The sequence below is a fragment of the Acidovorax sp. LjRoot194 genome (assembly GCF_964253015.1).
GTDB lineage: Bacteria > Pseudomonadota > Gammaproteobacteria > Burkholderiales > Burkholderiaceae_C > Acidovorax.
This window is the reverse complement of sequence record NZ_CAXUQB020000002.1, coordinates 155,971-177,079: the sequence shown is the minus strand read 5'-3', so window position 1 is coordinate 177,079 and position 21,109 is coordinate 155,971. Positions and strand designations below refer to the sequence as shown.

Here is a 21,109-nt window from a genome sequence, read left to right as displayed (position 1 = left end):
GGCTTGCCTCCTATTCCAAGTCGATTGATTCGCATGCCAAAAGCGTGGTGCGCACGCAATCCCTTGCCTGCATCGACAGGCGCTCATTTGCTGCCAGGACTTGGGCGCCATGCCAAACAGTTGCTTGCAACGCTTTACGGGCCATCTGAGCGCGTTTGGTAGCGCGTGTTGCCAACTCCAAGGCGAACGCCTGCCTACGCGCATGAGCAGCCGCAAGCGCAGCCTCAAAATTCCTGCCATCCAAACCGCCATTTGCAGCAATATCAGCGGCCAATTCGTTTAAGTAGGCTACTTCGTTCATAGACATCTCTAGCGCGCTCACGATTTTATCTTTCCATGATCTGTCCTTCTGGATTCGGTACTGCAGCTGATGACACTACAGAACGACCAGTGAATATGCATTCAAGTTTCTCGTTGATGTAGTCTACCTGGTGAGCGTGAAGTGGCAATGGATGTCCCGAGTGCACGTTGCAACTAGTGAAGTCGATTCCATGTGCGGAGGCTTCACGGCAAGCGCTGATGTACTCGTTCATGAGTCCCGCAAATTCAATGAACGGATGGTTTCCGATCCGAACGGCATCGCGATAGAAAGCATTAACGACACACTGCATCGCCTGGATGGTTGTATCGGGGCCTTGCTGATTCATGATTGTTATCTGGTTTACCGAAAGTTTTGGATGCTCAACTTCAAGGCAAATGTGTTGGCCCACATGGTCTTACAAGTCTGACATTCGATTTTCTGGCCATACTTTGGCTCCACCGTGCCCTGGTGGCCAAGCGTAGGGTCATGGGCTTCAATCCCGCAGAGGGTTGCGGAGTCATCGAACACACCCTGTGCATGCCAAGAGGCCATTCCACCAACGACTACACCCACAACTTTAGACATCGTTTCCTGTCAGTTATTGTTCAGCTAACCGCGGTTTTTAAGAATTGACTTGCTTTCAGCCTTTGTGACCTGCTCATAACGGACCTCCTTCAATCTCAAGCCGTATTTTTTCAAAAAAATATCGGTGCTCTCATGCATTTTCCTGATTAATTCGTTACCTTCCGCGAAATCGTAGTGATGAACTATTGCGTCAACGATCTCACGGTAAACTGTTCTGAAATCCTTGCCGTCCACAATCATTGAAGTAGTGAACCCATTCGGGGTTCCACGTCTGATTGAGACTTGCAATACCGCCCCTCGCTTGCCTGATGGAGCACAGTAAACAAGTCCCCGGATCGTGCCGTCTTGGTTCATGGCATTTTTAGCGTTTGCATCAGCAACAAGTTTCTTGAGCTCTTGGAGGCTCGTCGCGCCTTGGATGGCACTTTCCAAAGCTTTCACTGTCATCCTATTTCGCACTTCTGGACCCTCGATTTCAGCGTCGCTTTGCTTTTGATTTCAGCAGCGGGTGATCGCTAGATAAGCGTGCAAGGCTAGCCTTAGCATTCGCCACTTGTTTTTGGCACCTCTTCAGATCACTCTCGCTGACAACAATCGAGTCCCCCTGAAGCTTACGTTGAACACTTTCGCTCACCGCCTGAGCTTGTTCAACTGCTAGCGCAGCCTTCTCAACATCCGTACGATCAAATAGCCCTCTTCGCTTAGCAGCAGTTTTAGAGATGAGCGGATCAGCCCCGACGAAAACCGACTTTGGCGCTTCGGGCCACTCGCGGCGAATCGCTTCGAAGTTACCTTCATTCCAGCAACGCAGGAAGGTAAGTCCGTCATCGGTCTCCAGTGCAAAATTGATTGCCGCTATTGCTGAATTTTGAGTCTGCATGGTGATTCCTTCAATTTCGCGCTCTTATGTTTGCCGATTCCAGCAAGGCATCCAACTCCAGCAAGAAGAAACGGAACGACAAAGTCCATTGCGACACATCCATGTTTCTCTGCGACCTCCAGCTAGGTCGGTCCTCATCGCAAGAAGATCCCCACGTTGCAGGATTTCACCTGGCCAATGTCTTAGATCAGTGACCCACTGATGTGAGGTTGTCAGTACATCGCATGAATGTGAGTGCTTTCCAGACTGGCAGCTATTCACGTCCAGAACCGAACCCAAAGATTTCATCGTTGTCTGCTTTGGCGTTGAATTGGATTCGAACATGAAAACTGCGCAACCAGCCACAAACAGAATCCATGCAAAGACTGCCACATTTGACTTTGAGAATCTCACAATTCACTATCCTTTATCTGTCCGAGCTCCTGCTCGCTTTTGCATCTCGATCCCAAGATCCTTGCGACGCTTCGTGATCGCACTGCGGCTGAACCCAAGGCGCTCGGCAAGTTTGCGATCAGACATCGTGCCCAGCAGCGCAATGTTTTCGGGTGTCCAGCGCGTCTCAAGAACCGAGGCGATGCCAAGCTCAATGCGACGCTGTCGAACGGCTGTGAACGGGAGCCCGAACTTCATCGCCAATTCCTGGTCGGTCATGGTGCCCATGTTGGCGTCTTGTTCCGCCGTCCACTGCCTTGCCCTAGAACCCCGATCAACATGGTGCGCGATGCCAAGCACCCTGCGCCGCGAGCGGACTGTTGAAAGGGGTATCCCCATCTTTTCGGCGATAAGTCGGTCAGGCATCGTGCCAAGTAGCGCGACGTTCTCCGGTGTCCATTTCTGAAGGTTGAACTCAGGTATGGCAAGTGCCTGTCGGCGTCTACGAATAGTCGTGCAAGTAAGCCCCAGTTTTTTCGCTAGAACAGTGTCAGGAGTGGTTCCCTGCAAGGCAGCGGGTTCCGCAGACCACTGAACGGCTTGGTTGCTGCCAGAAAACGACTGAATCTTCAGCTTATCGCGACGTTTTTGAACGCTAGCTTTTGTGCATCCAAGCCTCAGCGCAAGCTGCCTGTCACTCATGGTTCCCAATAGGGCATCGCAGTCCGGGGTCCACCGAAAGTAGTTAGCCACTGGGATCTTCAGCAAGTTGCGGCGCGCACTTACGCTGCTGCCTGGCAGCCCCATTCTTCGTGCTAATTCGGCGTCTGGGATGGTTCCCAGTAGGGAATCTAATTCGGGAGTCCACCGCCTTGACTGTTCATACGCGGGGATGTTCTTTTGGGCTCGGCGTGATCGGACGACAAAATTTGATACCCCCCATTGCGCAGCGAGCTCCGTATCGGGTGCGGTTCCCAGCAGGGCGTCTTGGTCTTGGGACCATCGGGTGGGATGAACGTATGGAGCGATGTTCAGGATATTGCGTCGTTTACTGACACTTGTTGTCGATAGGCCGAGCTGCTTTGCGATCACCTTGTCTAGTGTTGAGCCAAGGAGAGCGTCCATTTCTGGGGTCCATTCGAATTTCAAGCTGGACGTTACGGCTTCGTCTTTCGGTGCAATTCCAAGCACCTTGCGGCGGTTGGTGACATGGGTGCGTGAAACCCCCAGGTGTTCTGCGAGTTGCCGGTCTCCCATGGTGCCGAGCTGGGCCTCGATCTCAGGGGTCCAGTTGAATTTGTTGTGAACTATCCGAGGCGCTTGCTTTATGGGAATGCCAAGGACAACACGCCGAGTGCGGATTGTTGTGATGGAGAGCCCGAGCTTCTCGGCTGTTTCTTTGTCCGACATGGTGCCCAGCAGGCCATCCATGGCTGGCGTCCATTCGCATTTGGTAGCTTTGGAGATTTCCTGGTTGAACCTGGAAATCCCGAGGAGATGCCGGCGACCTGAGACCAGTGCGCGTGAGCACCCCAACTTTGCAGCAAGATCCCGGTCCTTGACGGTGCCAAGTAGGGCATCCTTTTCGGAAGTCCATTCAAACTCGACGTGGCGGTTTGGTCGATCCTCCATCACTCCAACCCCATCCACTGACACCCTATTCGCACAGCTAGTTTCCAATCAGTTTGTTGCTGCCACGTCGGCAATATTGAAGCGTTCGATCTCTACGCGCAACGCATCAGCGAAGACCATGCGCTGCGCGTCTGTCATGTTTTCGATTAGATGAGCTGGTACGCGCTTGACTACCGAAACACACAGGTTCAATAAGCGCAGGAGTTCAGCATTGCTCTCCGGTTCTTGCAGACCCGCGATCTCGGCCATCACATCGTCGAGCGACACTTCCGCATCGACTTCCTTCTCAACCAGTACGCGAACTCTCATTGCTTTTATTCCTTCACTTGGGTTTCGACGATTTCTCCGCCGCCGTCTTCTCGGCAGATTCTTCGGCGAGAATTTTTTGAGAGGATTCATCAACTGCAAGGTCTGTTGCAGCCGTGAGCAACCTCAGACCCATGACGAGGAAAACTGCAACAACGCTCGTGACCCAAATAGTCTTCATGTGGCCTTGTTCCTTTCAGTCCTGCGATTCAATAGTCCGAGCCATCAAAGTGCCGAACCCGCCGATGACGACGCCGAGAACACACAAAGGCCATAGTCAACCTCAGTAAGCCAGTCTGGTGTCAACACAAATGCAAGACTAAGCAAAGCAAGCGGCGGTCCGAATGCGCATGCGAAAGTAGTAAACCTCATAGTTTTCCGTTAGTTCGGCGGACACGCTACTTTTGATTCTCCAGCTGAGCACCACGGGAGATCCTCCAAGGGAGGCTTAATCATCGACCGGTTGTACCCAGGCTCATCAACGTCATCAAACGTTAGATCTCCATCAGTAACTCTCACCATGTCAGGTAGGCCGTTCCGACCCTGAATCCGACATACACCATTGAACTTGGGCATTTATTGTTTTCCTTGGGGTTCGATTGTGAGGGTGCGCCTCGCACGAAACACCCTCGAAAAGCAAGGTAAAACGTGACGTTTCGACCAACTTGATTGCTTGCTTACCAACGTGCCATCTGGCAACCGAGTTGAACAGGTACTCGCAGCTCAGAAAGTAGCGCTTGTGATTTACTCAATTACCACTTTGGATCGGGCCATTCAGCTCAAGTCCACGCATCAAGCTCATCCGGAGCTAGAAGAGTCGCGACACCATTTCGCACCCTTATGTGGCTCCGCCGTCACCTGATGAGCAAGCGTAGGGTCATGGGCATCAATCCCGCAGAGGGTTGCGTAGTCATCGAACACGCCGGCGCATGCCAAGCCACTTCTCCGTCAATCACAACCCCAACAGCTTGCGACATTGAACTCCTCTGATGGTCCCATCAGCTTTCTCGTGCAGATCGATTGCACTTTCCCAAAAGCGTTACCCCAGTCTGAAGTAGTGCTTCAAGAATATTTTCCTTGCTGGCACCCGAAGCTAGATTATTAGAAACAAAAGTTTCGAGTTGGAAGCATAGAGTTTTCAAATTTGGAGTTTCTGTCCTCAAAGGCTCTCCATCTAACTCCTCTCCAAGGAGGAAACTAATATCAATTCCATCGGCTCTCATAGCTTCCCAGTACGCAGTTTTCGGCTTGGCTTCGTCCTTCTCGTATTTGATCTGTGTCGCCTTCACATAGCCATATCGTTGCGCAAACGCAGATTGCGTAAGGCCTCTGTTGAGGCGTATTTGTCGAAGCCGCTGGCCAATCGTCTTATGCTGGTCTGCCATGGATCTATTGTTGTTGGTTAGATATCCGAGCATGACTACGCCCTGCAATGCCCAGCGCCCTGGCATGAAACGCGCGTCAAATGCTCGATGTAAGGCCGCCCTGCCTTGTCCACCAGGCCGGTGTGCAGGCTGCAAGCCAGTTCGTACACGTCAAGCCACTCCATAGACGTTTCCTTCAGGTCAGGTGGCGATAAATTGGATGAACGTCAACGCGAGTGCTGCGACCGCCAATCCTGCAGCATCGGTCATCACTGTGAGCGAATCTTGGTGTCTCTCGATAGGATCACGCCAGTCGCCCCGATTGCTCAAAACACGCAACTCATGAAGATTCAATTCTCTATTGGCGGTAGTCGTGATGCTTTTTAAGGCCTTTGCCTGAGCAATCGAACGAGCAATCAATCTTGCGAAGAGACCCACAAGTGCGAAGATCCAAAGAATCCATGCGATGACAAAAACGATGTGCATGCAGATTTCCTTGACTACTTGGCAAGCGACCACACAACGAACGCGCCACTGCGCTCCCAGGCGATCAGACCCTTCTTGCGCAACGCCTGCAGTCGGCGATCAACCACCCGGAATTCATCCTTCGTCTGATTCATCAGCGGCTTCGCATCTGCATCCAATGCAGTGGTCAGGGCGGCAGCTGTCTTCGAGCCAGCGGAGATAAGGGCCAGCATCTTCTTGTCGAACTCGGTGTAGTCACGCGCTTGTGTAGCCATGGTCTGGTTTCCTCTCAGAACTTCTTGTCAAACTGGCGATAAAACGGTGCTGGCTTGGGCTGCAAGTTGTCACCTGCATTCAACTTTCGATGCGCGCGCAAATGGCTCTGCAACTGGGCGCTTTTAGCATCTTGCTGAAGTCCTTCAGCGATTTCAGCCTCTTCATTTAAGGGGTTTCGATTCAAGTTTGTCGGATCGACTTGTTTCGCTGGAAAGGTGCTTTTTAGGCCCACCACGCACTCACCCATTTCGGAAACAACAACATGTAGATCCTCTTTCGAGACCTGCTCAAGGAACAGCTGCATACCCAGTGTGGATTTGGAATGTGGTGATACCGCAAGGAGCATTCCGCACAGCACTTTTCCTGCACGCATGTCGTCAAGTGCTGCCGCCCAAGAGGGAAGCCCTGCAGAAACCGCCCAAGCGTTGCACGGGTGCTGGATGGCTGTCTGAATGCAAGGCATGGATGATTTCCTCTCAAACTACCGCACGTCATAGATGTGACCCGTGGGCTCTCCACCAGCATCAGCATTGACCACAACAGGTGCCACGAAAATCCTCTTCAGCAGGGCGCGTTCAGGGCCGTAGTGCTGGCGTCGAAAGTGGCCGCGCCGGAAATGTGTGGCCAGCTTTCGTCCGCTATCCTGGGCGCCTTGAATCAGCAAGCCAGAAACTGACTGGGCGAATCTTCGACCGACAAAGCGAACCTTCGTATATCGGGCGTTGCGCAGATTGCTCTCAATGTTCTTGATCACGCTCGGCTTGGTGGCCGCGCGCAGCTCCGCAAGGGCTTCAGTGGGCGTCCCGCGTTCCCAGTCAACCTCAATGTCATCTGGCTCCGCTGCCAGGTAGAACATGGTGTTGACGATGAGCGCGAGCGCCTTGTGCAGCAGTGGTCCTTTAGCTGCGAGGTTTTCCACTGGGGAAGGAGCGTTAACCACTTGGCCGTACTGCTCTTCCAACTGACGTTTGATCTGGGCGATCTGCTCCAGCATCTGGTGGTTCTTCTCCAGAATGTCAGCAATCGCCTCATCCAAAGCCTGGGCGACGGACTTCTCGGGATCGTCGAGCATCACGTGTGCGCCTGTCATGCTCTCTCCCATCGGAAGCGACAGGAAATGAGACTGCCCGTACCCATGCGCCACCAAGTCCACCATCATCCTATCCCCGTGGCGCGCGATGTAAGCACCTTCGATGTTGAAACCATCGTCTACCAAGCCGGTGTCGGCTCCGAAGTGAAGGTAAAAGCTGCTGGCGGGAAAGACCAACTCCCCGCAAGGTATGTCCTCCGCGTCCGTATGCATAAGGGTCTGCGTGAGAACTTTGCTCACGTCAAAAATGACTTTGCCACCGCTGTAGTAGGAGCCAAACACTTGAACGTTGACGATTTCGGCTTGCAAAGGCCCAGGGCCTCGTTCTTGGCCCATTTTCGACACGCCAGCCTTGAGCAATTGAAGGAGCTTGCCGCCAACGAATTGCGTGCGTGCTGCATCGCCTTTCTGATATTCGGCCAGGTAAGCCTTGCCCAGTGAAACGGCATAGGGGCGAGTAGCCTCGTAACGGATTGGAGCGTAAGCGCTGCGCTTGTTGATCTTGACCTGCATGATTTCCTTTGACTCAACGAACAGGCACCTTGGAGCACTTCGCTTGAGGCTTGTACTCGCCGCCAAAAGGGCTGGAGACTAGTTCATTGATCTTCTTGGCCCCTTCAAGCTGCTGAGCTGATGGCTCAACGCACGTTTCTTCGTAAATCGGACCCCACGTCCCATACAAAGTTGTCGCAGCGACTCCCACCACGAAGATGACTAGCAAAGCACTCATGAGTCCAATACCCTTTTGAAACTTCAGTCGCATTGTTTGGCTTCCTACGTCATCAAGTAGTACACGGCAATGGCAGGGAACATCGCCGTTGCGCTTGCAAAGAAGATCCCGAACAGGCTCTGCATATCATTGTTCGCTATTCCAAATGCAAGTCCGGCGCAAGCTGCCAGTCCAGAGACGACCAAGCGCTTGACCCGAGCCTTGCGCTCGGTAGCGAGTTTCAGTTTTGTGAATTCGTATGCCACAGTGGTTCCCGATCAGTTCGTAGCTGTATCAGCGTAGGACACGTTATGCCCCTCGCGATGCAGTACGTGGAGGGTGTGAGCCACTGCGCGATAGAACTCGGCGGCGTCTGAGTTGAAACGCAGTGGCGCTTCGCAGTCCCGATAATCGCGATCACCTTGATCCTTACGCATCAGGGTGAGATTGCCACTCGGATGACGGGACACCTTCAGATCAATGAGCATGTTTGATTTCCTCTCATATATTCTTCGCTGCCTGGCGGATACGCTGAGCAGCCGCCTTCGACGTGTCGCCAACAGCCGACCAGTCGTGATGCCACCACTCAATCACAGCAGCCCCTGCTTTAACGGACCTGGAAGCGCAAACATCGCGCACTTCTTTGGTGACTGCCATCCACCAGTCGTCGCCCTCAGCGTCGCTCACTTTGGCGTCGATAGCCGCTCGGTAAACCTGCTTCGCCTGGTCAATACTCAGTTCGGCCATAAGTCGCTTTCCTTCAACTGCGGGTGACACCGCCAGGGTGACGCTCACGCACACTGTTTGCCCAAAACTGGATTGCTTCAGTCACCTCTTTCTCTTGGCCCGGCCAACGCATTGCCAAACGCGACTTCAAAGCAGCAAGACTTAGGCATTGAAATTCTCGCGCGACATTCACGGCATCACGCAAGATTTCGTAGGCGGTTTCGCTGAGGTTGATCACGATGCTTCCCTTCAGTTCGCGCTTGGCGGTGCAGACAATTGCACTTCGCGCCGTGCGCAACCCGACCGCGCCTCGGCCACTGTGTCAAAGCCCTTAACGCCACAGCCGCGGTCTTCACTACAAAATTCCCACTCGCGCTTGAGCGTGACGATTATCGAGTTGCCAATTCCACGCTCGTCATCGACTGCAGAAATCCACGACTGCTTGCGGATTGCATCGAGAGTCTTGCTCATCTGTCTTTCCTCTCAGGCCAAACGAACTTCACATACCTGGCTAACCAGATAGCCCAGTCCAGCGATCTTGTGCTCGTGCTTGGGCTCGAATGAGCGCAGGTGAGCCATAACCACCCGATTCAAGAGTGCCGGAGCCTCGGCGTCATCAAACCCCTTCCGGAAGACGATCTCGCCCTCGGGCAAGGCCTGGCCTGCAAACAAGTGATCGAGCAACTTTGTGTAGCTGTTGCCGCTCTTAAATTCATCCGGCACCACCTCGTAAGGCGGTAGCAGCTTGGTTGTTCCGAAGGCCAGCTCAACATCGGTGACGGCATTCAACGATTTCCGGCTCAGATTGAAATCAGGCATGCTTTCCTTTGGCCTCAAAGGCCGACAATTCGCTCAAGGTGACGCGGGATCACAACCGCATTGCCGCCCGTCTCCTTAGGGCGCAGTGTGATGCCCTTGCCGCACACTGGGCAGTTCAGCATGCCATGGTCATTTGGCTGACCACGACGTGGATAGCGTGTGTACTCCTTGCCGCTGGCATCGCAGCGGCTACGTCGGGCAAGTGGGATCGTGAAGCCGCTCATGCAGCACTCACATCGAAATCATCATCAACACGAATGCCGCGCCGACTCGGCTCGGTGTCCTCATCCTCGGGAATGCCAAATTTAGACAGCGCGGCGCAGCGCGCCAACTCTTCGCTTTCTTCACCCACCTGACCCAGATGCACCGAGCCCGTCATGAGGTGCACGCGCACGTTCCATGTCTTCATTGCCATGATTGAGACACCCTTTCAGTAATCGCCAGCGATCAGGCGCGCTGCCAAGCGCTGCGCGCATTCTGAGTGCCTCTGCCGAGCTCTCTTATCCATCTCGGGATTCATGAAAAGCCAGTCGCGTGCCAGGGCGCGCTGCTGGAGGGAAAGGCGGTATGCAAGTTCACTCATGATGGATTTATTGTAGTGTGCATGCACACCATGCGCAAGCCCTATTTTTGCAAAGGCCCAAAGACCTTCTCGGCATGAACTAGGAGTTCGGGCGCAAAGCCCCGGTAGCGAGTTGTGCCCGGTGCGCAGAAGTAACCCTTCCAAGTCGATTCGGAGAGTGGTCGCACCTTGATTTCGCGGTTGAAGAGAGCCAAGGCGGCTGGCTGGGTGAGGCTTGCGCCTGCAACGAGCAACCGCAGGCGCTCATTGTTCGGATTGGCGGAAGGTACATCATCAGTGTTCATGCACACCATTCTATCGAAGCCTAAACGGCGTCAGCAAACATTGCTTGGAGCGTGCCCTGATCCACGTCCACATAGCGCTGGGAACAGTCGATACTCGTGTGCCCAAGGAGATGCGCAACGGTCTCCATGTCCCCCGTGACTGCCAACACCTTGCCCGCGAACGTGCGGCGCCCAGAGTGGCTTGATCCGCCCTTGATGCCTGCGCGTTGGTACAGCTTCGTCACATGGGCCTGCAGGCTGTCGCAGGCTTTGTAGTCGCGCTGCTCACCTGTCTCCAGCACCCGCCTCTTGGTGTTCTGCGACATGCCGTCGCCCCGGCCGCTGTAGATCAGCGGTTGGTGTGGTAATAGCCCCCTGTATGGGCCTGACCCGAGCACGGTGCCGATACTGCGCTCGATCCGGTAATGTAGGTAGCTCTCCAGGGCCTGAATCGCGGGTTTGGATGCAAGGTATGCGCATCGCTGGCGACACCCCTTGGTGATCGCCTCGCGCATACTGATTTCGCTACGTAGCTTGCCCGTTGCATGCACAAAGTCAGCCGAGAAATCTCTGTGATTCGCATGGCGCAGTGATGCCCCAGCATGAGCACCAAGACATCACGATCCGGGTAGCGAGAGGTGGCCTGGGTGATTTTGATGAGGCGGGTAAATTGACCCTGGTGCAGGGTCTTGGCGCGGGTGATCTCGGTCATGTAGCTCTCTGTAATTCGATGGGATTGGCGAAATGCAGAGAGACAGCCACGCGGGCTCTTTTTCGATCATATCCCGCACCATTACTCAACATCAAGGAAAGTCGCATAGTGGGCACGGTCACACCCATAGTGCTCAATACTCGCGTGATACCGGATCAACGAATACGACACGAGTGCCGTGGCCCTTGCGTGCGATCCCCATCCCCTTCTTTGACGGCCAAACTTGCCAGTCCGGTAGTCCTGTCACTTCATTGCGGTGGCGCAGCATCATCAATTCGCCCCCATTGCGCACGGCAAGCCCCAACTCAATGCCGCACATCAGGGCGCACTCGTCAAGCAGCCTTCTCCGATTACCTGGTAGGCGGCAACGCCACGCAACGTAGAGTAACTTGGAACTGGCACTAAGCCTGCCGCCGAATGGCTTGCGTTGGATCGAAAGCAGCATGCAGTCGCCATCCCAGAACTGTATGTCCTTGGCTCCCTGCCCCATCACGTCGAAAACGACTCGCAGCTTTCGAAATGGCGTACACGGGAGCGCAGGTGGCGAAGCGCCCTCGGGCATGTTGACTACCATTGCGTCAACTATTTGGAGCAACTCGTCCGGCCACATCTGGACAATGGGTTCGGACAGCATTCGATGTGCGTTGGCTAAGAGCCCTCTGATGTGCGCCATCGCAACATTTAACCTCAAGACAGCCCCGCCCCAGCAACAACCAAGACACGCATTGAGCGTATGGGTTTGGGTTATATTGCAGCTAACGGTCCCACCACCCGTTGCGCTGGCACTGCACAGCAGACACGCAGAACTGTGAGGTGGATTTGGCGTTTGATGATCGTGGCTTACCTCTCTCAACCCGACCAACGCCCGCTTCGGCTGCAGGTGAACTACGCCAGCATGTTCTCCGCATCCGCAGCAGAAGTGAGCAGTGGTCGATTGGTTTGGAGCAGGCATGTTCGAGCCTTCCCGTTTCGTCCCCGCGTCCATTGACGCATTTCGGCGCGCTGCAAAAGACCTCCAGCGCGCATACGCCCTTCCTCTTCAGCTTAGCCAGGAAGCATTGGCCAGGATCTATGCTTACCCTGATCTCCATGCTGTTCAGGAACATCTCAAGCAAAGACCTGTGCCGGGGCCATTTGACGAGGACATCGACGCCCGAGATGCTGATCGTCGGGACTACATCGCAGACATCACGATTTCAGACTTTATTGGTCCTGGGATCGCCGGTACTGGGCACCTTAGCGCCTCCGATCTGAAGCTGTTCGCAAGGCCAGAAGCCAGACGCGCGCATATGGACTTTGAGCAGCAGCTTGAATCGGTTGTCCAAGGGCTGAGTTCCAAGATCGACGCTAGTCCGGTTACTGACTACATGACTTTCGAGGTCCGCAAGGCTTCTATCCTTTACGGGAGACCTGAAAAGGAGGGAGTGTTCCGGTTGACCCAAAAGGGCCTTGCAATGCGACGCATCGTGACTCACTTGGTCACAAGCGGTGAAGATGGACGCAGCTTTGAGGAACACACGCAAATCCTGATGAGCCTAATAAACCTGTCTTCGGCCTTTGAGAACGACCCTCTCTCAAAAGCTGAGCTGGCGCGGCTCGAACACGAAATGATGTTGGTCTTCGCGGAGCCCTCTAGCGAACCAGACGCCGACCTGGCCAAATCGGCACTGTTGAGGTGCAAGACCGTGAAAACGGCTTTGGAGTCACTGATGCCCAGCCGTTTCGTTGGCCTTATCGAACCCGCACTGGTGGGTGATGGGATTCAGAACGAACCTTACATGACTGTCCTTTCCGTTGGGACTGAATGCGCCTACTTGCTTGAGCAAGATCGGACAGCAAAGGCCTGGGGGCGCAAGTACCTACGGCTGCACCCTCGCGATTCCTTTGGTGTCCGTTTTATCTTTGAAAAAATGGGGATTGAGCATCCTTCCAGACCTTCGGATGAATAGCCCTGGAACGGCCCGGCATGGGCCTGTTGGACAATCCCCGAATGACCCTCATCGCTATCGTGGCGGCCACAGGCCTAGAAGTCGAGTCGTTCACCACGCCCTCAGATGTCTGGGCCCAGTGGCGTAAGCTCCCCATGGGCACGTTTGTCATCGGCCGCGACCGCACACCAGCCGTGCTCAAGCGCAGCGGGCGCGGTCTTCAGTTCTTTGCTGCGGCGCCAGGCATGGCTGGGGTTACAGCCCCTGAATCCATCGAGCACCAAATGGCCAAGATCAAGCTGGTGCTCGGGATGCGGGCCGCTGGCTACCAAGCCAGGGTCGAGCAGCCCGGAGCTGCGCCATCAGGCGAGCAATGGCAGGCAGACGTTTTGGTACAGACGGCACGCGGACCTCTTGCTGTCGAGGTGCAATTGGCCCAACAGCATGGGGACGAGTACCGGAGCAGGACAGCGCGCTACAGGGCCAGTGGCGTTTCAGTCTCGTGGCTGGTGCGCAGTTCTCACCTTATGGCGTTGACGAAAAGCAAGATGCGGCATCTCGCGGAACAAGGCTTGCCCTCAGAAGCCGCAATACACCAGGCCATGGATGACATGCCCTGCAGCCCCCTTGATGGGTCTGTAGGCGATGAGAGCGGACAGAGGGTGATCGTCTACCCCGCTGATCTCTCTAAGCCCTTCCTGAGGCTTCCTCTGGCGATTTTTGGGGCCGGCATTGCCTCTGGCGCTCTGCACATGGGAGAGAACAGGTATCTGGACGGCTCGCGATCATGGTCAGACTGGATGTGGGACACCTCGAAGGTGCCCCGGATACTGCTGCCACCTAGTTGGTCATGAGCTGGTTTGGGGCGGCGATTTCAGCAACCCAGGCCGCATGCCGCCTCGACATCAAGGAATATTGGGATCTACAGCACAAACGAAAAAGCCCCCAATCTTGCGATTGAGGGCTTTCGAAATATTGGTATTTACATGCCAGGAGGTTGTGAATCTCCATACGTTTGAGCCACCATTGCATCAAGCAGTCCAGCGTCACGATCAATAAAGACCGGTTCACTCAGCCACTGCTCCATAGCAAGGCGGCACTGATCAAGATCGCCCGCGCTCTGCCCTTCAAAGTCAGACACCGCACGAACATTCAAGTCATCGGCCATAAGTGGCTCGTAGTCTGGTGTGCAGAATAAATCTGCCATGCCATTTAACGGCGACACCCAAAATGCGTGCCCCTGTATGCCGACAGCCATGGTCCCCCGTGGCATTTGCATTAAGGTCTCTGCGATCAGGAAACCCACGATCTGCATGCGCTCGTAAGCAGCCTGTTCCTCTGTGTGGTTCGGGCTGTAATTGGTAATTTGCCGGTTAAGCGGCAGTTTAATTGCGGTCATTGGTTACAGTCGCTCCATTTCAGTTTCCCATCACCGCCGAGTAGCTCCCCGGCAGGCTCGCCAAGGACCGTCTCTGCAACCTGTGGGCCATTCAATTTCTCCACCTGGCCATCTGGCATGCACCCGAAAGCAGAGCCCGTTGCGTCTTCCGCATAGGCCTCGGCTAAAAGCCCTGTTTGAGGGGCAAATCGCACCGTGAAACCCAGCCGGTTGGATCGTTTTTCCTTGCCATCATTAATGACATTTTCCACATAGACCTCACGACTTCGCTCATGCCCTGCAGCGTAATACTCCCAGCCGCTAACACCCGCTACAGCCACGCCTTCACCAAAGTTGTAAGCCTCAAAAGCCCTCTCCGCCATAGCAGCTTGTTTCCGTCCTAGAAGCTCGGTGTCGCGCTCGACTTGAGCGGTCTGGTGCGTTTGCACGGCCTCGGTCAGCTTGTTCACTGCTACTGCGCGCTCCACGTTTCCCTGCAAATGCAGTCCCTTCGACTCAGCCTCAGACAAATTGCTGATGCCGAACTCGTCGACTGTCTGCCCGGAGTTGTAGGGAGCGCCAGCCGTGGCGTTCCATTGGATTAAGCCACCATCAGCATCTAGGCCAAGCACCTCACCATCCGCTAGGGATGGCTTGGTTTCTGCGGAAATGGCTTTCGCCGGGGGGGTGCTAGTTGACCCAATGCGGGTACGGTCAGCAGGGGTCATGAACACATCAGCCTGCTCAGGATCGAGGACAGTGTCGAGATACACAACCGAATCGCCTGGCAAGTCGTATTCAGCGTCAGCTGGAAGAGCTGCAAAGAACTCAGCATTGCCCTCCTCACCGGCCTCCCGCAGCACCAAGGAAGCAGCTCCGAAAGCACGTTGTCCGTCACAGGCGTCCACGTCTATTTCAAAGAAGTTTCCGTTTGCATGTGCGCCTAAGACGCGAAATTTCGTACTCATTAGTCACTCCGTTATAGAGAATGACGAGCACTGGCCCTACGGGCAGACATGTGCCCGTCGAGGGTTGAAAACACCGATTGCTCAGTGAAGTATGCTTTTTGTCATCGACAGGCAAGCAGGCCTATGACCATCAGCATTACGCTGGTGGATTCAATCTGGTTTTCTTGAGCCCCCTACCCTCACAAGACGCTCAAGAAAACCTCCACACGCAAACGTGTGGGGGTCAATGCCGTGATGGCAATTCAACAAGCGCGGGACTCAAGGGTCAGCGCCGCTGGATTCACTGGGAACCACCAGCAATCGTGGTCAAGGTAGACGAATCGTCCGTTCTCGACTGAATCGCAGTAGCCGGTCACCAGCCTGTTGAGGAAAACTACGCCGTACTCGTTGGTATGAGTCACGCGGTCGCCCAACTGAAAGAGGCACGCAACTGGGGGCGACTCCTTCGCATGAATAGTCCGAGGGTACTTAGCACCTTGGACCGTGTGTGGCATCGTTTTGAATGAAGACGACATAGCAGCGTCCCAGTTCAACACGTTGCAGGGGGTGAAACCCGTCCAAGAGTCGCCTGGTTGGCAACCCACGCACAAGATCGCACCTGGTGGTGCTCATCATCAAGTAGCCGCGAACGCGCTTCAATCTCGCAGATTTGCCAATGTTCGTTGGCAATCCTGCAGCGCCCCAAGCGATCAAGAGCGTCGAGATCCGGTGCTGACACTCGGCCCTGGCGGGCCAGCTGATCAATCAAGCGGTCTCGTGTCGCATAAAGGCGCTCGATGTGAGCTCGCTCATTGGGACGATGCTTGAGATCCGCTTCGATTTCACGGGGAGTAGGAGTCAACAGAGTCATGGTTCAGCCCTCCAGCGTCAATGTGGCGTTTGCTCCGACCAGGCCTGCGCTTTGCAGGTAATCGAGGAGTCCGTCAACATCGCGCGCATGGCGCATGTAGCCTATGTCTACCAACCACAGCACATCTGTGCTGCCATCTTCACACTCATTGCTGAATGAAAACACCGACTTCCCTGAGCTGGTTTCAACGTGAGCGCGGAAGCTCCCGCGTTCGTCCAGATCGACCACGAGGCGAAGCGCGTAAGGGTCAAGCTGGGGCTCAACAAGACCCGGCCCATTGGGCGTATCGAAATCTACTGACATGGCATTTCCTATGAGAAAGCCAGGACCAACCCAGCGGGTTAAGCCCCGGCAGGGTTAATTGAATCGAACCTGTTGCCGCTGAACAGTCAGCGCTCAGGACGTGAGAGGTCGTCCGTGAGCATGGAGACCAGCTCCGAATGATCAATGCGATATGCGGTCAGCACATCACAGAAACCGCTCTGGGAGACGGTCAACATCTCGCAGCTGGAGGGTGCGACTTGCATCATGACGATGAAACGCGTTGGGGACTCGACGAAAACAAAAACTTCTCCAGCACTCCATACGTTCGAGCTGCGCACCTTCTGCGCCAATGACTCGATAGTGGGGTAATAGAAGATGTGTTCCTCGCTGCAATGTTCGTCACACGAAGCGAGGGCTTTGACGACTTGATCTTTGGGTAACCGTGGATCGTTCGTCAGAGGTGTTGTGGTCATAGAAAATGGCTCCTGTGGAAACAGAGGCCAGCCCCTTAGGGTCAAGGCCCTAAGAGGTACGAAAACGACTTGCGTCGTGCATTGCTACTTTGTCCAGCTGGACACGGCGAGCACACCGTTCTGACCAACAGCATTACGCTGAGAGGTTGGAAATCGTTTTCTCAAATGCCCGCCGCGGGCACTTGAGGAAGCGCTGAGCCTTGCGGCTCAGTCTCCTATCGCTCAGAACAAAGCCGCTTGTTGCAACTCTGGCTCTGGGCTGTCTGTCTCGTCCCCGATTGTTTCCGGAGGCGTGACAAAGGTCAGGTTCGTCAGGTCGAACGAACTGGGCAAGAGGTACTCCTCGGTACGGCCTTCGTGTTTCCACAAAAGCATCGCAACCCTTTCATCATCACCTGCGTCATAGACAACCACCGGGTGACCGTTGAAGATCCCCCAGCTGACGTTGGCCTGGTCGTACTTCATAGAGCGCCATCCCCATTGCCGCTGGCCCATGTCAAACGAGACGGCAGCTGCGAGGGATATGGGTGCTACGGTCGGAACCGTCCGATTGAAGTGAACGGATTTTGCGCAGACCATCTCAACGCCGTTGACCTTCACAAGCAAGCCTGTGTAGTCCCCGCGCGCCCGTACCGACTCGTCGTAGTCCAACCAGTGAACGTTGGGTGTTATTGGCCCGCTGTAGACCCGACGAGGGATCAACTGCCAGGCTTCAACAAGATACACACCGGTATAGCCCCCGTAGCGGCAGGCAAAGACGGCGTGAAGGAATCCTGAATGTTCAAACGTGGGCACAGTCACTACGTCACCTGTTTTGGCTTCTGCCAAACGCGGTGCACAGTACGCTTTGGAAGCGACTTCCCACGTCTGTGCAGGCACGTCGATGATTTTTGGCTCAGGCCTCACTGGCAGGGTTTTGACCTCGTCGACTTGTTCTTGGTCGACTTCGTCCGCGAAATCTAAATACATGCCCTATCTCCTATGGAAGACGGGCACCAGCCCAGCGGGCGAATAGGTGCCCGCACGGGTTAAACAAGATGGAAATCAGTGACTGGTTGAGGTGAGTCTGGAGCGTAAAAGCAATGAGGACAGACGGGACGGTAACGGCTGTCGCCTCCAATCTCGACTTGCGGCCCTTTACGCACCACCTGCCCCTGAGAATCGATCCGTTGGTTCATCGTGGCTTTACGGCCGCAACGACACAGGGTGCTTATCTCGTGGAGTTGGTCGGCAAGGCTGAGCAGCGCAACAGCACCTTCAAAAGGCTCACCAATGAAATCCGTTCGGAGTCCGAAACACGAAACGCGCAAACTGATGCCTACGCTCAGATCTCGATGGATCTGATGCACCTGCTCCATCCTGAGGAACTGTGCCTCGTCGATGAACAGCTCGTGCACGTCAAGGAAGTCCCTCGCGCGGAAAACCGTCGTCTCATCAAACATTGCAGCATCACATTGCGGCCCCATGCGCGAGGTCACCTTGCCCAGGCCGTAGCGGTCATCGCAGTTGCTTGTGACAACAGCGACCCTCTTTCCGATGGAGAGCAGGTTGAAGCGGCGCTGCAAGAGCGCCGTACTTTTGCCACCTTGCATAGTCGAGTAGTAAAACTCAAGCATCGTTGGTGGCCTCCGAAGAACAGCGGTCGGAGGCTATAACTCGCACGCGGTCAGTCGGCTTGTAGAAGGTTGACCAGGTATCGTCGTTGGCATGAAGCCCCACCGTGCCGGCGCCATGAACCTCGCTGATCCGTTCGATACGGACATTGGACGCGGGATTCGAGAAACACAACACATCACCTTCGCGAACTTGCGAAGCAAAGCAATACTCTTTCATTTCTGACTCCAGAGAGACAGACACGAGCCCCAAATCGGGCGTGGTGCCCGTCAGGGTTGAGGTAGCAGAGGAAACTCTGCGAGAAATGGCCACGTTGAACTCGGTGGCCACGAGGATCAAGGATGTTGGATTACCCAGCATCGCTTAAAGCATCTTTGCAAGCACCCATAGAGTGAGGTCTTGCAAAGAGGCCTTACGGCATCTTTGACGGCATAGTTGCCGTTGAGGGTCTTCCTTTACAAGGACGATCCGGCCCGACGGGCGTGGCCCGTGCGGGATAGAAACTCTCTCCTCGCGCTCCAAGGAACGCGGGAGAGCCTTCATGACAAATTGGCTACTCAGAATCTGTTGCATCGTCTTTCGAAGCAGCTTCTTCTGTTTGGCCGCGCTTTTGACTCATTGCCTGGGCGGCTTTGAATTCACGGCACAGCGCCACCACCGCTGCAGCAGAGAGCTGCACCATTTTCCCCTGCAGCTTTTCGGGATTGAAGTCTGAATCCGGATCGAGAAGCTTGTTCAGCTCCGGATTCTTTGCGACAACATCGAACAAGGGATTGACCGATTTGTAGATCTTGAGCGCCATCTTGCGAGGTGGCGCCCAATCCTTGATGGCGGAGGCCTTGACGGTCGACTTCCCCTGTGCCTTCGCTTGAACAAGCTTGCCACTGAGAAATTCGCCGGCCTTTTCGCCGTGGGCTTTCACAGCCTCAATGGCTCCGCTTGCTGAGACCGACTCAGCTTTCACAAGCTCATGAACATCGGCGTTTGCAGTCGCAAGAACTAGCATCGACTCGACGTGGGTCACTGTTCGGTTCACGCGAGCAGCGATCTCTGAGTTCTTTTTGCCCATGCGATGCAGCTTGAGGTAGTTCAAAGCAATCCCAAGAGGCTTGAGCTTCAAGCCTCGCTCGGAAGTGAGTTGAACGACCACACGATCAACATCGTTCCCTCGAAAGGGGATGCAATCGAGGTGCTCGATTTCAAACCCCCTCTCGATTGCAAGGAGGGCGCCTTTTTGCCGCTGGTGGCCGTCCACCAGGTAGAACAGTCCAGTCAGGGGATCAATTCGCACAACCAACGGCGGCACGAACTCACCTGCCATGAAAGCTGCACAGAAGCCTTCAATCTGGGCGATTACATCGGGATCGTTGTAGTCTCGCTCGTTGAACCCAGGTTCGTGGAGCAGATCCTTGGGAGGTACACGGAAAATGTCCGTTTTCTTAACGCCAGTTTCTGCACCGTTTGCAGCTTTGGCCTTGAAAGAGGTATAGATCTTCGATTCATTCGACATGGTTTTTCCTTTGAGAAAAGCCCACTACAAATGCGTATCCATTACGGATAGCACCCGTAATGGATGGTTGATAACTCCATAGGGAGTAGCGGTTTCTGCTTGCTTTAACTCCTGCAGGTCGGAGCATCCATTCATGGCGTAGCCATGATGAGGGAATCAGGTTTCACAGATGCACCTTCAGAGATGCGTTTGGGGAACTGGACTCGCTCATGACGTGGCAGCGCATAGACCGCGCAATGGCCGTGTGGAGGGAATGAATCGCTTGAAGCGGGAGGGGGGGCGAGCGTCGCGTCGAGATACTTCGCAAACCACTCATCGGGGCCGAGCCCCAAGTCAGCAACCGAATTGGCTGACCGTCAGTCAAAACAGATCTGCGTCTGTGATCCAGGCCGCGTGGTGAACACGGCGATCTGGAGAACCCCCTGAGGGGTGGGCCGCCAGGAATTCACCTGATCGGCTGAAGCTTGGTTTTCCGAAACACACTCTGTGCGCTTTGGGAAACCCCCCACAACATGGTGGGAGTGTTTCGACAAGCTGGTACTACAAATTGTAGCCTCAACCCGCCTTTCATGGCGTGCCTATTGACTGATATCCACTGCGGGGTGAACCACTTCGTCTATCAGCGCTAGCACGCTCTCGGTGTCGCCCTCTGTCGCGACGAATGCCACTGAGGCCAGCAGCTGACGTGCAGCAACTAGAGCGGCGTGGGCCTTGGTTGCCCCGGTATCTTGAACACATCGGCCGTCATGGGCTTCGCGCGTTTCAAGCGGGTCATACCCCAGTGCCGCGATACGGTCCTGCTCAAGCCACTCATCCGCCATCTCCCCCAGATGAGGATTCGAGTGCGAATGGTCGTAGAGACGCAGCGCGTCGTACGCGTTGACCAGGCCGAATGAGAGCGACTCATCCTGGTAGCTGAGCCATTCGGCAACAACCGCCAGGTGCTCTCGTGCGTTGAAAAGTTCTTTGGACATGCGATTCTCCTGTGAAGGTGGATTGCATGGGGCCTACCCATGTGGGAGAGCCCCACGCGGGTTAGAA

At 54.9% G+C, this 21,109-nt stretch carries 35 protein-coding genes; 3 read left to right on the top strand and 32 right to left on the bottom strand.

Features of this window, described 5'->3' with window-relative positions; translation table 11 throughout:
• Nucleotides 1–10 precede the first annotated feature (10 nt).
• Nucleotides 11–301 (bottom strand): hypothetical protein, encoded by a 291-nt coding sequence (locus ACSQ3N_RS27165; RefSeq protein ID WP_436137251.1) that lies wholly within the window; start codon nucleotides 299–301, stop codon nucleotides 11–13.
• Nucleotides 302–461: 160 nt separating this feature from the next.
• Between ACSQ3N_RS27165 and ACSQ3N_RS27160 the strand changes: the two genes are divergently transcribed.
• The gene (locus ACSQ3N_RS27160) at nucleotides 462–728 is read left to right on the top strand and encodes a hypothetical protein (protein WP_436148032.1); all 267 of its coding nucleotides are present in this window, start codon (nucleotides 462–464) and stop codon (nucleotides 726–728) included.
• Nucleotides 729–910: 182 nt separating this feature from the next.
• Here ACSQ3N_RS27160 and ACSQ3N_RS27155 read toward each other — a convergent pair whose 3' ends face one another.
• The 21 genes from ACSQ3N_RS27155 to ACSQ3N_RS27055 form a co-directional block, all read right to left on the bottom strand.
• Nucleotides 911–1,333 carry a hypothetical protein gene (locus tag ACSQ3N_RS27155; protein ID WP_436137249.1) on the bottom strand — a complete coding sequence of 141 codons (423 nt, stop codon included), beginning with the start codon at nucleotides 1,331–1,333 and terminating at the stop codon, nucleotides 911–913.
• A 28-nt stretch (nucleotides 1,334–1,361) separates the two neighbouring features.
• Nucleotides 1,362–1,766 (bottom strand): hypothetical protein, encoded by a 405-nt coding sequence (locus tag ACSQ3N_RS27150; RefSeq protein ID WP_436137248.1) that lies wholly within the window; start codon nucleotides 1,764–1,766, stop codon nucleotides 1,362–1,364.
• A gap of 399 nt (nucleotides 1,767–2,165) precedes the next feature.
• Nucleotides 2,166–3,569 (bottom strand): hypothetical protein, encoded by a 1,404-nt coding sequence (locus ACSQ3N_RS27145; RefSeq protein ID WP_436137247.1) that lies wholly within the window; start codon nucleotides 3,567–3,569, stop codon nucleotides 2,166–2,168.
• 249 nt (nucleotides 3,570–3,818) lie between these two features.
• Entirely contained in the window at nucleotides 3,819–4,079 is a 261-nt protein-coding gene (locus ACSQ3N_RS27140) for a hypothetical protein (RefSeq protein WP_436137246.1), read from the bottom strand.
• Between the two features lie 13 nt (nucleotides 4,080–4,092).
• Complete coding sequence (locus tag ACSQ3N_RS27135; RefSeq protein WP_436137245.1) at nucleotides 4,093–4,257, bottom strand: hypothetical protein; 165 nt, start codon at nucleotides 4,255–4,257, stop codon at nucleotides 4,093–4,095.
• A gap of 817 nt (nucleotides 4,258–5,074) precedes the next feature.
• A complete protein-coding gene (locus ACSQ3N_RS27130) occupies nucleotides 5,075–5,461 on the bottom strand; it encodes a helix-turn-helix domain-containing protein (protein ID WP_436137244.1) in 387 nt (128 codons plus the stop codon).
• 180 nt (nucleotides 5,462–5,641) lie between these two features.
• Nucleotides 5,642–5,926: a hypothetical protein gene (locus ACSQ3N_RS27125; protein ID WP_436137243.1), complete on the bottom strand. Its 285-nt coding sequence runs from the start codon at nucleotides 5,924–5,926 to the stop codon at nucleotides 5,642–5,644.
• A gap of 14 nt (nucleotides 5,927–5,940) precedes the next feature.
• On the bottom strand, nucleotides 5,941–6,180 hold the full coding sequence (locus tag ACSQ3N_RS27120) for a hypothetical protein (RefSeq protein ID WP_436137242.1): 240 nt from the start codon (nucleotides 6,178–6,180) through the stop codon (nucleotides 5,941–5,943).
• Between the two features lie 14 nt (nucleotides 6,181–6,194).
• Entirely contained in the window at nucleotides 6,195–6,644 is a 450-nt protein-coding gene (locus ACSQ3N_RS27115) for a hypothetical protein (RefSeq protein ID WP_436137241.1), read from the bottom strand.
• 18 nt (nucleotides 6,645–6,662) lie between these two features.
• Entirely contained in the window at nucleotides 6,663–7,784 is a 1,122-nt protein-coding gene (locus ACSQ3N_RS27110; protein ID WP_436137240.1) for a hypothetical protein, read from the bottom strand.
• A 261-nt stretch (nucleotides 7,785–8,045) separates the two neighbouring features.
• Nucleotides 8,046–8,246 (bottom strand): hypothetical protein, encoded by a 201-nt coding sequence (locus ACSQ3N_RS27105; protein WP_436137239.1) that lies wholly within the window; start codon nucleotides 8,244–8,246, stop codon nucleotides 8,046–8,048.
• Between the two features lie 12 nt (nucleotides 8,247–8,258).
• Nucleotides 8,259–8,468 carry a hypothetical protein gene (locus tag ACSQ3N_RS27100; RefSeq protein WP_436137238.1) on the bottom strand — a complete coding sequence of 70 codons (210 nt, stop codon included), beginning with the start codon at nucleotides 8,466–8,468 and terminating at the stop codon, nucleotides 8,259–8,261.
• A 13-nt stretch (nucleotides 8,469–8,481) separates the two neighbouring features.
• The gene (locus ACSQ3N_RS27095) at nucleotides 8,482–8,727 is read right to left on the bottom strand and encodes a hypothetical protein (RefSeq protein ID WP_436137237.1); all 246 of its coding nucleotides are present in this window, start codon (nucleotides 8,725–8,727) and stop codon (nucleotides 8,482–8,484) included.
• Nucleotides 8,728–8,740: 13 nt separating this feature from the next.
• Nucleotides 8,741–8,944 carry a hypothetical protein gene (locus ACSQ3N_RS27090; RefSeq protein ID WP_436137236.1) on the bottom strand — a complete coding sequence of 68 codons (204 nt, stop codon included), beginning with the start codon at nucleotides 8,942–8,944 and terminating at the stop codon, nucleotides 8,741–8,743.
• Between the two features lie 11 nt (nucleotides 8,945–8,955).
• Complete coding sequence (locus ACSQ3N_RS27085; protein ID WP_436137235.1) at nucleotides 8,956–9,177, bottom strand: hypothetical protein; 222 nt, start codon at nucleotides 9,175–9,177, stop codon at nucleotides 8,956–8,958.
• A gap of 12 nt (nucleotides 9,178–9,189) precedes the next feature.
• The gene (locus ACSQ3N_RS27080) at nucleotides 9,190–9,525 is read right to left on the bottom strand and encodes a hypothetical protein (protein ID WP_436137234.1); all 336 of its coding nucleotides are present in this window, start codon (nucleotides 9,523–9,525) and stop codon (nucleotides 9,190–9,192) included.
• A gap of 14 nt (nucleotides 9,526–9,539) precedes the next feature.
• Entirely contained in the window at nucleotides 9,540–9,749 is a 210-nt protein-coding gene (locus ACSQ3N_RS27075) for a hypothetical protein (RefSeq protein WP_436148031.1), read from the bottom strand.
• A complete protein-coding gene (locus ACSQ3N_RS27070; RefSeq protein WP_436148030.1) occupies nucleotides 9,746–9,940 on the bottom strand; it encodes a hypothetical protein in 195 nt (64 codons plus the stop codon). Before ACSQ3N_RS27070 ends, ACSQ3N_RS27075 begins: the two co-directional genes overlap by 4 nt.
• A gap of 209 nt (nucleotides 9,941–10,149) precedes the next feature.
• On the bottom strand, nucleotides 10,150–10,392 hold the full coding sequence (locus ACSQ3N_RS27065; protein WP_436137231.1) for a hypothetical protein: 243 nt from the start codon (nucleotides 10,390–10,392) through the stop codon (nucleotides 10,150–10,152).
• Nucleotides 10,393–10,412: 20 nt separating this feature from the next.
• Nucleotides 10,413–10,886, bottom strand: coding sequence for a tyrosine-type recombinase/integrase (locus ACSQ3N_RS27060; protein ID WP_436137230.1), 474 nt, complete (start codon nucleotides 10,884–10,886; stop codon nucleotides 10,413–10,415).
• Between the two features lie 330 nt (nucleotides 10,887–11,216).
• Nucleotides 11,217–11,717: a hypothetical protein gene (locus ACSQ3N_RS27055; protein WP_436137229.1), complete on the bottom strand. Its 501-nt coding sequence runs from the start codon at nucleotides 11,715–11,717 to the stop codon at nucleotides 11,217–11,219.
• Nucleotides 11,718–12,033: 316 nt separating this feature from the next.
• On the opposite strand from ACSQ3N_RS27055, the gene ACSQ3N_RS27050 reads away from it, so the two are divergent.
• Together ACSQ3N_RS27050 and ACSQ3N_RS27045 are read left to right on the top strand one after the other, a co-directional pair.
• On the top strand, nucleotides 12,034–13,032 hold the full coding sequence (locus tag ACSQ3N_RS27050) for a hypothetical protein (protein WP_436137228.1): 999 nt from the start codon (nucleotides 12,034–12,036) through the stop codon (nucleotides 13,030–13,032).
• Nucleotides 13,033–13,073: 41 nt separating this feature from the next.
• Nucleotides 13,074–13,865 carry a competence protein CoiA family protein gene (locus tag ACSQ3N_RS27045; RefSeq protein ID WP_436137227.1) on the top strand — a complete coding sequence of 264 codons (792 nt, stop codon included), beginning with the start codon at nucleotides 13,074–13,076 and terminating at the stop codon, nucleotides 13,863–13,865.
• A gap of 128 nt (nucleotides 13,866–13,993) precedes the next feature.
• Here the strand turns inward: ACSQ3N_RS27045 and ACSQ3N_RS27040 are convergent, their stop codons facing one another.
• From ACSQ3N_RS27040 to ACSQ3N_RS26995, 10 genes are all read right to left on the bottom strand, one after another.
• The gene (locus ACSQ3N_RS27040; RefSeq protein ID WP_436137226.1) at nucleotides 13,994–14,410 is read right to left on the bottom strand and encodes a hypothetical protein; all 417 of its coding nucleotides are present in this window, start codon (nucleotides 14,408–14,410) and stop codon (nucleotides 13,994–13,996) included.
• Entirely contained in the window at nucleotides 14,407–15,357 is a 951-nt protein-coding gene (locus ACSQ3N_RS27035) for a hypothetical protein (protein ID WP_436137225.1), read from the bottom strand. The genes ACSQ3N_RS27040 and ACSQ3N_RS27035 overlap by 4 nt, the downstream gene beginning before the upstream one ends.
• A 529-nt stretch (nucleotides 15,358–15,886) precedes the next feature.
• Nucleotides 15,887–16,207 (bottom strand): hypothetical protein, encoded by a 321-nt coding sequence (locus tag ACSQ3N_RS27030; protein WP_436137224.1) that lies wholly within the window; start codon nucleotides 16,205–16,207, stop codon nucleotides 15,887–15,889.
• A 3-nt stretch (nucleotides 16,208–16,210) separates the two neighbouring features.
• Entirely contained in the window at nucleotides 16,211–16,510 is a 300-nt protein-coding gene (locus tag ACSQ3N_RS27025) for a hypothetical protein (protein WP_436137223.1), read from the bottom strand.
• An 86-nt stretch (nucleotides 16,511–16,596) separates the two neighbouring features.
• Nucleotides 16,597–16,944 carry a hypothetical protein gene (locus ACSQ3N_RS27020; RefSeq protein ID WP_436137222.1) on the bottom strand — a complete coding sequence of 116 codons (348 nt, stop codon included), beginning with the start codon at nucleotides 16,942–16,944 and terminating at the stop codon, nucleotides 16,597–16,599.
• Between the two features lie 222 nt (nucleotides 16,945–17,166).
• A complete protein-coding gene (locus ACSQ3N_RS27015) occupies nucleotides 17,167–17,913 on the bottom strand; it encodes a hypothetical protein (protein ID WP_436137221.1) in 747 nt (248 codons plus the stop codon).
• 59 nt (nucleotides 17,914–17,972) lie between these two features.
• Nucleotides 17,973–18,560, bottom strand: a complete 588-nt coding sequence (locus ACSQ3N_RS27010; protein WP_436137220.1) for a thymidine kinase — start codon at nucleotides 18,558–18,560, stop codon at nucleotides 17,973–17,975.
• A complete protein-coding gene (locus tag ACSQ3N_RS27005) occupies nucleotides 18,553–18,888 on the bottom strand; it encodes a hypothetical protein (protein ID WP_436137219.1) in 336 nt (111 codons plus the stop codon). Before ACSQ3N_RS27005 ends, ACSQ3N_RS27010 begins: the two co-directional genes overlap by 8 nt.
• Before the next feature lie 223 nt (nucleotides 18,889–19,111).
• Nucleotides 19,112–20,068 carry a ParB/RepB/Spo0J family partition protein gene (locus tag ACSQ3N_RS27000; RefSeq protein WP_436137218.1) on the bottom strand — a complete coding sequence of 319 codons (957 nt, stop codon included), beginning with the start codon at nucleotides 20,066–20,068 and terminating at the stop codon, nucleotides 19,112–19,114.
• Nucleotides 20,069–20,646: 578 nt separating this feature from the next.
• Nucleotides 20,647–21,042, bottom strand: coding sequence for a hypothetical protein (locus tag ACSQ3N_RS26995; RefSeq protein ID WP_436137217.1), 396 nt, complete (start codon nucleotides 21,040–21,042; stop codon nucleotides 20,647–20,649).
• Between the last annotated feature and the right edge of the window lie 67 nt (nucleotides 21,043–21,109).

Bases quoted from the DNA above. Each gene is read 5' to 3' on its own strand.
- ACSQ3N_RS27165 (WP_436137251.1), bottom strand. From the start codon at position 301: ATGAACGAAGTAGCCTACTTAAACGAATTGGCCGCTGATATTGCTGCA.
- ACSQ3N_RS27155 (WP_436137249.1), bottom strand. From the start codon at position 1,333: ATGACAGTGAAAGCTTTGGAAAGTGCCATCCAAGGCGCGACGAGCCTC.
- ACSQ3N_RS27150 (WP_436137248.1), bottom strand. From the start codon at position 1,766: ATGCAGACTCAAAATTCAGCAATAGCGGCAATCAATTTTGCACTGGAG.
- ACSQ3N_RS27145 (WP_436137247.1), bottom strand. From the start codon at position 3,569: ATGGATGGCCTGCTGGGCACCATGTCGGACAAAGAAACAGCCGAGAAG.
- ACSQ3N_RS27140 (WP_436137246.1), bottom strand. From the start codon at position 4,079: ATGAGAGTTCGCGTACTGGTTGAGAAGGAAGTCGATGCGGAAGTGTCG.
- ACSQ3N_RS27135 (WP_436137245.1), bottom strand. From the start codon at position 4,257: ATGAAGACTATTTGGGTCACGAGCGTTGTTGCAGTTTTCCTCGTCATG.
- ACSQ3N_RS27130 (WP_436137244.1), bottom strand. From the start codon at position 5,461: ATGGCAGACCAGCATAAGACGATTGGCCAGCGGCTTCGACAAATACGC.
- ACSQ3N_RS27125 (WP_436137243.1), bottom strand. From the start codon at position 5,926: ATGCACATCGTTTTTGTCATCGCATGGATTCTTTGGATCTTCGCACTT.
- ACSQ3N_RS27120 (WP_436137242.1), bottom strand. From the start codon at position 6,180: ATGGCTACACAAGCGCGTGACTACACCGAGTTCGACAAGAAGATGCTG.
- ACSQ3N_RS27115 (WP_436137241.1), bottom strand. From the start codon at position 6,644: ATGCCTTGCATTCAGACAGCCATCCAGCACCCGTGCAACGCTTGGGCG.
- ACSQ3N_RS27110 (WP_436137240.1), bottom strand. From the start codon at position 7,784: ATGCAGGTCAAGATCAACAAGCGCAGCGCTTACGCTCCAATCCGTTAC.
- ACSQ3N_RS27100 (WP_436137238.1), bottom strand. From the start codon at position 8,468: ATGCTCATTGATCTGAAGGTGTCCCGTCATCCGAGTGGCAATCTCACC.
- ACSQ3N_RS27095 (WP_436137237.1), bottom strand. From the start codon at position 8,727: ATGGCCGAACTGAGTATTGACCAGGCGAAGCAGGTTTACCGAGCGGCT.
- ACSQ3N_RS27085 (WP_436137235.1), bottom strand. From the start codon at position 9,177: ATGAGCAAGACTCTCGATGCAATCCGCAAGCAGTCGTGGATTTCTGCA.
- ACSQ3N_RS27080 (WP_436137234.1), bottom strand. From the start codon at position 9,525: ATGCCTGATTTCAATCTGAGCCGGAAATCGTTGAATGCCGTCACCGAT.
- ACSQ3N_RS27075 (WP_436148031.1), bottom strand. From the start codon at position 9,749: ATGAGCGGCTTCACGATCCCACTTGCCCGACGTAGCCGCTGCGATGCC.
- ACSQ3N_RS27070 (WP_436148030.1), bottom strand. From the start codon at position 9,940: ATGGCAATGAAGACATGGAACGTGCGCGTGCACCTCATGACGGGCTCG.
- ACSQ3N_RS27065 (WP_436137231.1), bottom strand. From the start codon at position 10,392: ATGAACACTGATGATGTACCTTCCGCCAATCCGAACAATGAGCGCCTG.
- ACSQ3N_RS27060 (WP_436137230.1), bottom strand. From the start codon at position 10,886: ATGCGCGAGGCGATCACCAAGGGGTGTCGCCAGCGATGCGCATACCTT.
- ACSQ3N_RS27055 (WP_436137229.1), bottom strand. From the start codon at position 11,717: ATGCTGTCCGAACCCATTGTCCAGATGTGGCCGGACGAGTTGCTCCAA.
- ACSQ3N_RS27050 (WP_436137228.1), top strand. From the start codon at position 12,034: ATGTTCGAGCCTTCCCGTTTCGTCCCCGCGTCCATTGACGCATTTCGG.
- ACSQ3N_RS27045 (WP_436137227.1), top strand. From the start codon at position 13,074: ATGACCCTCATCGCTATCGTGGCGGCCACAGGCCTAGAAGTCGAGTCG.
- ACSQ3N_RS27040 (WP_436137226.1), bottom strand. From the start codon at position 14,410: ATGACCGCAATTAAACTGCCGCTTAACCGGCAAATTACCAATTACAGC.
- ACSQ3N_RS27035 (WP_436137225.1), bottom strand. From the start codon at position 15,357: ATGAGTACGAAATTTCGCGTCTTAGGCGCACATGCAAACGGAAACTTC.
- ACSQ3N_RS27030 (WP_436137224.1), bottom strand. From the start codon at position 16,207: ATGACTCTGTTGACTCCTACTCCCCGTGAAATCGAAGCGGATCTCAAG.
- ACSQ3N_RS27025 (WP_436137223.1), bottom strand. From the start codon at position 16,510: ATGTCAGTAGATTTCGATACGCCCAATGGGCCGGGTCTTGTTGAGCCC.
- ACSQ3N_RS27020 (WP_436137222.1), bottom strand. From the start codon at position 16,944: ATGACCACAACACCTCTGACGAACGATCCACGGTTACCCAAAGATCAA.
- ACSQ3N_RS27015 (WP_436137221.1), bottom strand. From the start codon at position 17,913: ATGTATTTAGATTTCGCGGACGAAGTCGACCAAGAACAAGTCGACGAG.
- ACSQ3N_RS27010 (WP_436137220.1), bottom strand. From the start codon at position 18,560: ATGCTTGAGTTTTACTACTCGACTATGCAAGGTGGCAAAAGTACGGCG.
- ACSQ3N_RS27000 (WP_436137218.1), bottom strand. From the start codon at position 20,068: ATGTCGAATGAATCGAAGATCTATACCTCTTTCAAGGCCAAAGCTGCA.
- ACSQ3N_RS26995 (WP_436137217.1), bottom strand. From the start codon at position 21,042: ATGTCCAAAGAACTTTTCAACGCACGAGAGCACCTGGCGGTTGTTGCC.